Below are 7,710 nucleotides of genomic sequence, written 5' to 3' on the forward strand. Positions count from 1 at the left end.
GCCTGCCGTCGACGCGCATTGCTACTGCCGGTGTGCGCATCCACTGCGCGATCGTGCTGTTCTTCCTGGTTGCGCCGATCCTCGTGATCATTCCGCTGTCGTTCAATTCGGGCTCGTATTTTTCATACCCGATGGAAGGCTTCTCGCTGCGCTGGTACGCGCAGGCATTCGGAAGCCCTGACTGGCAGCGGGCATTTCTGAACAGCATGGCCATCGGCGCGGCGTCGACCGCGATTGCAACGAGTCTCGGCACGCTCGCCGCGATCGGTCTCGCGCGCGACAACTTTCCGTTCCGCTCGCTGATCATGCCGATCCTGATTTCGCCCATGATCATACCGATCGTCGTGGTCGCGGCCGGCTTCTATCTGATCTTCGCGCCGCTCGGGCTCGTCAACTCCTACCCGGGTGTGATCCTTGCGCATGCGGCACTCGGCACACCGTTTGTCGTGATTACCGTGACCGCGTCGTTGCTGTCGTTCGACCAGAGCCTGCTGCGCGCCGCCGCCAATCTCGGGGCCGCACCGTGGACGACCTTTCGCCGCGTGACGCTGCCACTGATCCTGCCGGCGGTTGCCACTGGCGCCGTGTTCGCATTCGCGACGTCGTTCGACGAAGTGATCGTGATCCTCTTCATCGGCGGTCCCGATCAACGCACCGTGCCCCGGCAGATGTGGAGCGGCATTCGCGACCAGATCGATCCGTCGATCCTCGCCGTCGCCACCGTGTTGATCGTGTTCGCGATTCTGCTCTTCACCAGCATCAACTGGCTGCGTGGCCGCGCGCAGGCCTCGAGCGCGGCGCGCGAAGCGGCCTAGCCGCCGTCTGCCGCGCAGGTGGAAGTCACCCTCAGCCAATGCCGTCGGTGTCGTACGTTGGGTTGCGTCCGCCTCCTTCCTTTTCCCTGATTCGATGGCGACCCCGGCGTCTTTTTGCCGCGGCCACGCGCCTGCGTTCCGTTCATTACCGGTCGATACGCACGCATCTGCATAGGCAAACCGGATGCAATTCATTTTTTAAATATATTTTTCAGATTCAGTGTACCGGCGTAGATTTTCTTCAACACGACGCACATCGCTTCGGACTACCGAGGCATTTCAGATTCTGCGCCTGAACGGCGCGATTGCGTCACGCGATCGTATCGCGACCATTGCGGCAAATTGCGGTGAAACGGACTTGTCAGTCCATGAATACCAAATCGATACGCACCAGGAAGAACCAACATGACCGTCGAAGTCACATCAATCGATACGCTGGTGGTCGGCGCCGGACAGGCCGGTGTCGCGATGAGCGAACACCTCGGTGCGCTCGGCGTGCCGCATCTCGTGCTGGAACGCGATCGCATCGCCGAGCGTTGGCGCACCGCACGCTGGGATTCGCTGGTGGCGAACGGCCCGGCATGGCATGACCGCTTTCCCAACATGCATATCCGCGGCGTCGATGCGGACGGGTTCGCAACGAAGGATCAGATGGCCGAGTATTTCGTCGACTACGCGCGCATGATCGACGCGCCGATTCGCACCGGCGTCGACGTCAAGCGCGTGGTTCGCGAGAGCGGCCGGCAGGGCTTTGTCGTCGAGACATCGGATGGCACCTTCCATGCGAACCGCGTCGTGGTCGCGACCGGCCCGTTCCAGTGCCCGGTCATTCCGGCCATCGCACCCACCGACGCGCGCCTGACGCAGATTCATTCCGCCGACTACCGCAATCCCGCGCAACTGCCCGCCGGCAACGTGCTCGTCGTCGGCGCGGGTTCGTCGGGCGTCCAGATCGCGGCCGAACTGCAACGCTCGGGCCGTCAGGTCTATCTGTCCGTCGGTCCTCACGACCGTCCGCCGCGCGCGTATCGCGGTCGCGATTTCTGCTGGTGGCTTGGCGTACTGGGTCTGTGGGACATGGAAACGATGCGCCCCGGCCGGTCGCATGTGACGATCGCCGTGAGCGGCGCGGACGGCGGTCACACGGTCGACTTCCGCCGTCTCGCGCACGACGGTGTGACGCTGGTCGGCGTGACCCGCGCCTTCGATCGGGGCACCGTCACGTTCGAAGCGGATCTCGCGACCAACATCGCGGCCGGCGACGAAAACTATCTGTCGCTGCTGGACGCCGCCGACGCGTACGCCGCCAGCAACGGTCTCGATCTGCCGGAGGAGCCCGAAGCCCGTCGCATTCCCGCCGACCCGCCATGCCTCACCGAACCGCTCACGCAGCTCGACCTCGCCGCGGCAGGCGTCACGTCGATCATCTGGGCGACCGGCTACGCGAACGACTTCGGCTGGCTGCAGGTCGACGCCTTCGACGAGAACGGCAAGCCGAAACATCAGCGCGGCGTCGCAAGCGAGCCCGGACTCTATTTCCTCGGTCTGCCGTGGCTATCGCGGCGCGGCTCCGCGTTCATCTGGGGCGTCTGGCACGACGCCAAACATGTGGCCGGACATATCGCGACGCAGCGCAGCTACCAGCACTATCACGCGGCCGCCGCGCACCGGAACATCGCCGCCGCGCCGCTCGCCGGCGATCATGGTGCCGAGCCGGTAGTCCCGAGCCCGATGCCGACCAGCGCCGCCGCGCATTGAACGCCCGACCGATGCGCACCGTGCCGTCCACCGAACCCTCCTTCAGGAATGCATGACGATGAGCCAGCCGACCCACACCCGTATCCGGATGTTCAACACGAAAGATACCTATCCGAACCAGACGCTGGACAACGATCTGTGCCAGGCCGTCCGGGCCGGCAACACGGTCTATGTGCGCGGCCAGATCGGCACCGACTTCGACGGCAATCTGGTCGGCCTGGGCGATCCGCGCGCGCAGACCGAACAGGCCATGAAGAACGTCAAGCAACTGCTCGAGGAAGCCGGCAGCGACCTCTCGCATATCGTCAAGACCACCACGTATCTGATCGATCCGCGTTATCGCGAGCCGGTCTATCAGGTCGTCGGCAAGTGGCTCAAGGGCGTCTATCCGATCTCGACCGGCCTCGTGGTCAGCGCGCTCGGCCAGCCGGAGTGGCTGATGGAAATCGACGTCATCGCCGTGATTCCCGACAACTGGCAGCCGACCCCTGCTGCCGGATCCTGACATGACATTCTCGATCGTCGGAAGATGCGCCGAAACCGGACAACTCGGCGTCGCAATCAGCTCCTCGAGCATCGCAGTGGGCGCGCGCTGCCCGTGGGTTCGCACTGGGGCGGGCGCCGTGGCGACGCAGAACGTCACGCTGCCGTCGCTCGGCCCGCAGGTGCTCGACCTGCTCGGCGACGGCGCGTCCGGTCCCGCGCAGGCGCTCGAAGCCGCGCTCGCCACCGATCGCTGGCGCGACTATCGGCAGGTCACGGTCGTCGATGCGCAGGGCCGCACGGCATTCCAGACCGGCGCGCAGGCGCTCGGCCTGCATCACGCGGTGGCGGGCAGACAGTGTGTCGCCGCGGGCAACATGCTCGCCAGTCAGGACGTGATCTCCGCGATGGTGCCTGCATTCGAGACGACGCCCGGCCCGCTCGCCGACCGTCTGCTCGCGGCGATGCAGGCGGCGATCGACGCAGGCGGAGAAGCCGGGCCGGTGCATTCGGCCGCGTTGAAGATCGTCGATACGCAGGTATGGCCGCTCGTCGATCTGCGGGTCGACTGGACCGATGACGCCCCGATCGCGGCGCTCGTCGCGCTGTGGCATGCATACCGTCCGCAAATGCAGGACTACGTGACGCGTGCACTCGATCCGACGACCGCACCGAAATACGGCGTACCCGGCGATGAGTGACCCGACCAGCCGCACGCTGCTCGCCGAACTGATCGGCTTCGATACGGTGAGTCGGCACTCGAACCTCGCGATGATCGAGTTCATCCGCGACTATCTGGCGGGCTACGGCGTAGACAGCGAACTGTTCTACAACGACGCGCGCAGCAAAGCGAACCTGTTCGCCACGATCGGACCGCGCGAGCGCGGCGGTATCGTGCTCTCGGGTCATACGGACGTGGTGCCCGCCGACGGCCAGGCATGGACCGTCGAGCCGTTTCGGATGAGCGAACGCGACGGCCGGCTGTATGGCCGCGGCACCGCGGACATGAAGGGCTTTCTCGCGTCGGTGCTGGCCGCGGTACCGATGTTCGTCACGCGTCGGCTGCCGTTGCCGATCCATCTCGCGTTCTCGTACGACGAGGAGATCGGCTGCCTCGGCGTGCGGCCGATGCTGGCCGAACTCGCGAAGCGCCCGCATCGGCCGGTGCTGTGCGTGATCGGCGAGCCGACCGAATTGAAACCGGTGCTCGGCCACAAGGGCAAACTGGCGATGCGCTGCCACGTCAAAGGCGCCGCGTGTCATTCCGCGTATGCGCCGTATGGCGTCAATGCGATTCAGTATGCTTCGCGTCTGGTCAACCGGCTGGAGGAAATCGGCGAGCGCCTCGCGCAACCGGAGCATCACGACCCTCGCTTCGATCCGCCGTTCTCGACGGTCCAGACGGGTCTGATCCACGGCGGCAAGGCGTTGAACATCGTGCCCGACGCATGCGAATTCGATTTCGAGGTCCGCACGCTGCCGGGCTTCGACGCCGATGAAGTGACCCACGAATTGCAGGCCTATGCGGAGCAACATCTGACGCCGAAGATGCGCGCGGTTCACGCGGATTGCGATATCCGGATGCAGCCGCTATCCGCCTACCCGGGCCTGTCGACACCGGACGATGGCGACGCGGCCCGCCTGCTGTCGATACTCAGCGGATCGAGCGCGTTCGGCACCGTTGCGTTCGGCACGGAGGGCGGACTGTTCGAGCAGGCTGGCATTCCGACCGTCGTGTGCGGACCGGGCAGCATGGACCAGGGGCACAAGCCGGACGAGTTCGTGAGCGTCGACCAACTGCAGGGTTGCGACGCGATGCTGCGGCGGCTGGCCGAACATCTCGCCCCGTCCGAAGCGACCGATCGCGACACCGACTGATTTCGATTCCGTCGAGCGCACGGCGGGCACCGGTGCGCTGCATTGGAAAAAACTGCGAATGACATTCGAAAAGAGTTTTTTCCCACTCAATATTGGCCACGTAAAGTCCGCTCATCGAACTTGCATTGCGTCCTTCGCGCGACACGAGTGAATACGGCGCGACGACCCGAACCGATCGAGGCAATCATGAACGCAGTCAGCGACATCCCCGCAAGCGTACCTGCCGCCATGCTCGCCCGGGCGTCCGCAATGCCGCTCGTCGAAATCAAGGGTCTGCACAAACGTTTCGGCGAGACCGACGTGCTGCGCGGAATCGATGTGTCGATCGCGCAATCCGAAGTAGTCTGCCTGATTGGCCCGTCCGGGTCCGGCAAGAGCACGTTGCTGCGCTGCATGGCCGCCCTCGAAACCTACGATCACGGCGAGATCCGGATCGGGGGCGAGATGCTCGGCTACGTCGAACGCAACGGCGCGCGCGTGCGCGCGTCGAACGCCGAGATCAACCGCGTGCGCCGCAACATCGGCATGGTGTTTCAGCAGTTCAACCTGTGGCCGCACATGAGCGTGCTCGGCAACGTCACCGAAGCGCTGCGGCGGGTGCGCCGCCTGCCGGTTACCGAGGCGAACGCCATCGGCGGCCGCATGCTCGAAATGGTCGGCATGTCCCACAAGGCGGATACCCATCCGTCGAAACTGTCCGGTGGCCAGCAGCAGCGTGTGGCGATCGCCCGCGCGTTGGCGATGGAGCCGAACCTGATGCTGTTCGACGAGCCGACCTCCGCACTGGACCCGGAACTCGTCGGCGAAGTGCTGCAGGTCATGAAACAGCTCGCGCGCGACGGGATGACGATGGTCGTCGTCACGCACGAGATGGGCTTCGCCGCTCAGATGGCCGATCGCGTCGTGTTTCTCGACCATGGCCGGATCGCGGTGAGCGGCGCGCCCGGCGAGGTGTTCCGCCGCTCCACGAACCCCCGGCTGCAGCAGTTCCTGCAGAACTATCGCGATCGCAACGCGTTCTGGAAATCGGACGACGCAACGGCCGACGCGGAAGGACCGCCCTGAGACGGCAAGCGGGTCGACGCATCGAGGCGTGGCCGGCGCTCGGCCGCCCGACCGGTCGAACCTTTTCGGCAACTCCGCTGCGCCCATCCATGAACTTGCGGCCCGCGCCCCTGCCGGCGCCCCCTTTTTGAAACGCTTGCGCTCACGTACTTCGATATGAACGAAACCCGGCTTCGCACCGATCTCGCCGCCGCCTTCCGCTGCTTCGCCCGCCTCGGCATGCATGAAGCGGTCGCGAACCACTTCAGCGTCGCCGTTTCCGACGACGGCCGTCGCTTCCTGATGAACCCCAAATGGATGCACTTCTCGCGAATCCGCGCGAGCGACCTGGTGCTGCTGGATGCCGATGATCGCTCGAGCCTTGAAAACGGCAGCATCGATCCGACCGCGTGGGCAATCCATGGTCGGTTGCACCAGCAACTGCCGCACGTACGCGTCGCCATGCACCTGCACCCCGTCCATGTCACCGCGATCTCGACGTTGTCCGATCCGACCATCCCGCCCATCGAGCAGAACACCGCCCGCTATTTCAATCGTGTCGCGCTGGACACCGCATTCTCGGGCATGGCGGATACCGAAGACGAAGGCGCCCGCCTCGTGTCGCTGCTCAAGGACAAGTCCCGTCTGCTGATGGGCAATCACGGCGTACTGGTGACCGCATCGACGATCGGCGAGGCGTTCGACGACATGTACACGCTCGAACGCGCGTGCCGGATTCTCGTCAACGCGTACGCGACCGGCAAGCCGCTCAACGTGCTGTCCGACGAAGTGGCCGAGAAGACCGCGCGTGACTGGGAAGGCTTCCGTGACTTCTCGATCGCGCATTTCGACGAGATGAAGCGCATCCTGGACGTCGAGGAGCCGTCGTATCGGGATTGAAAAGGTGGGAATCGGCAGGCGCGGGTAATCCTGACACATTCACTGACCGCAGGGCATCGCCGCCATCACGGCCGCCCGCGCTCCGCCGCATGACACACGGCCTCGACCCGGTTGCCGGCCGGATCGATCAGAAAAGCCGCGTAGTAGTCGCCGTGGTACTGCGGCCGCAATCCGGGCTCGCCGTCGGACTGGCCCCCCGTCGCGAGGCCGGCGTCGAAAAACGCCTGCACCTGCTCGCGCGATGCGGCCTTGAAACACCAGTGCCGCTTGCTCGTCCCGACTTCGGCGGGATCCAGATATACCGCCAGAAAAGTCGACTCAGGGTCGCTCGCGCTGCACCGTTCGCCATAGCCGAGCGCATTGGGCCGGTCATAGACCTTGGTCGCGCCCAGCGCAGCCATGACGGCATCGTAGAAGGGGCGTGCCTGGTCGATATCCGGCACGCCGATCGACACGTGATCAAGCAATTGCATGGTGTGGACTCCATTGAACGAGCCCGAGTCTACACACCTCTCCCCGGTCCGGCCGATCAACCTTACAGGTGACTACACTACCGACCCACGCTGTCATGTGATCTGATACGTCGACGCCGGCACGAACTCCTCCGGCAGCGGCCGATCGCCGAGTTCGAGCACCGACCGCTCGATCGTGCGCGTGATCGCATCGAGCGCGAGCGCATTCGGCGCGAGGCCGAACGGCTCGGCCACCTCGTTCGCGATCGCTTCGAGCGCGATCAGCGTGTAGGAAATGAATACGCAGATCAGCGGCGTGAAGAACTCCGTCGAATCGACGAGCCCGAACGGCAGCAGCACGCAATACGCATACACGGTGC

Annotated in this window: 9 protein-coding genes; 7 read left to right on the forward strand and 2 right to left on the reverse strand. The window is 64.9% G+C overall.

The window, feature by feature from the left end; translation table 11 throughout:
* Positions 1 to 2 precede the first annotated feature (2 nt).
* The 7 genes from JMF90_RS15005 (at position 3) to JMF90_RS15035 (ending at position 6,878) form a co-directional block, all read left to right on the forward strand.
* Positions 3 to 815 carry an ABC transporter permease gene (locus tag JMF90_RS15005; protein WP_201325201.1) on the forward strand — a complete coding sequence of 271 codons (813 nt, stop codon included), beginning with the start codon at positions 3 to 5 and terminating at the stop codon, positions 813 to 815.
* Between the two features lie 405 nt (positions 816 to 1,220).
* A complete protein-coding gene (locus JMF90_RS15010; protein ID WP_201317334.1) occupies positions 1,221 to 2,573 on the forward strand; it encodes an NAD(P)/FAD-dependent oxidoreductase in 1,353 nt (450 codons plus the stop codon).
* Between the two features lie 58 nt (positions 2,574 to 2,631).
* On the forward strand, positions 2,632 to 3,078 hold the full coding sequence (locus tag JMF90_RS15015; protein WP_201317335.1) for a RidA family protein: 447 nt from the start codon (positions 2,632 to 2,634) through the stop codon (positions 3,076 to 3,078).
* 1 nt (position 3,079) lies between these two features.
* Positions 3,080 to 3,757 carry a DUF1028 domain-containing protein gene (locus tag JMF90_RS15020; protein WP_201317336.1) on the forward strand — a complete coding sequence of 226 codons (678 nt, stop codon included), beginning with the start codon at positions 3,080 to 3,082 and terminating at the stop codon, positions 3,755 to 3,757.
* Positions 3,750 to 4,934: an acetylornithine deacetylase gene (gene argE / locus JMF90_RS15025; protein WP_201317337.1), complete on the forward strand. Its 1,185-nt coding sequence runs from the start codon at positions 3,750 to 3,752 to the stop codon at positions 4,932 to 4,934. The genes JMF90_RS15020 and argE overlap by 8 nt, the downstream gene beginning before the upstream one ends.
* A gap of 186 nt (positions 4,935 to 5,120) precedes the next feature.
* Positions 5,121 to 5,999, forward strand: coding sequence for an amino acid ABC transporter ATP-binding protein (locus JMF90_RS15030; protein WP_249192343.1), 879 nt, complete (start codon positions 5,121 to 5,123; stop codon positions 5,997 to 5,999).
* 156 nt (positions 6,000 to 6,155) lie between these two features.
* On the forward strand, positions 6,156 to 6,878 hold the full coding sequence (locus JMF90_RS15035) for a class II aldolase and adducin N-terminal domain-containing protein (RefSeq protein ID WP_201317338.1): 723 nt from the start codon (positions 6,156 to 6,158) through the stop codon (positions 6,876 to 6,878).
* A 65-nt stretch (positions 6,879 to 6,943) separates the two neighbouring features.
* On the opposite strand, the gene JMF90_RS15040 is transcribed toward JMF90_RS15035, so the two are convergent.
* The gene (locus tag JMF90_RS15040) at positions 6,944 to 7,351 is read right to left on the reverse strand and encodes a VOC family protein (RefSeq protein WP_201317339.1); all 408 of its coding nucleotides are present in this window, start codon (positions 7,349 to 7,351) and stop codon (positions 6,944 to 6,946) included.
* A 93-nt stretch (positions 7,352 to 7,444) separates the two neighbouring features.
* A partial coding sequence (locus tag JMF90_RS15045) for a bestrophin family ion channel (protein WP_268905964.1) occupies positions 7,445 to 7,710 on the reverse strand: 266 nt, incomplete at its 5' end.

Origin of the sequence: Burkholderia sp. E168m23 (assembly GCF_016586125.1) — a bacterium.
Lineage (GTDB): Bacteria > Pseudomonadota > Gammaproteobacteria > Burkholderiales > Burkholderiaceae > Burkholderia > Burkholderia orbicola.

Bases quoted from the DNA above. Each gene is read 5' to 3' on its own strand.
- JMF90_RS15010 (WP_201317334.1), top strand. From the start codon at position 1,221: ATGACCGTCGAAGTCACATCAATCGATACGCTGGTGGTCGGCGCCGGA.
- JMF90_RS15040 (WP_201317339.1), bottom strand. From the start codon at position 7,351: ATGCAATTGCTTGATCACGTGTCGATCGGCGTGCCGGATATCGACCAG.
- JMF90_RS15030 (WP_249192343.1), top strand. From the start codon at position 5,121: ATGAACGCAGTCAGCGACATCCCCGCAAGCGTACCTGCCGCCATGCTC.
- JMF90_RS15015 (WP_201317335.1), top strand. From the start codon at position 2,632: ATGAGCCAGCCGACCCACACCCGTATCCGGATGTTCAACACGAAAGAT.
- argE (WP_201317337.1), top strand. From the start codon at position 3,750: ATGAGTGACCCGACCAGCCGCACGCTGCTCGCCGAACTGATCGGCTTC.
- JMF90_RS15020 (WP_201317336.1), top strand. From the start codon at position 3,080: ATGACATTCTCGATCGTCGGAAGATGCGCCGAAACCGGACAACTCGGC.
- JMF90_RS15035 (WP_201317338.1), top strand. From the start codon at position 6,156: ATGAACGAAACCCGGCTTCGCACCGATCTCGCCGCCGCCTTCCGCTGC.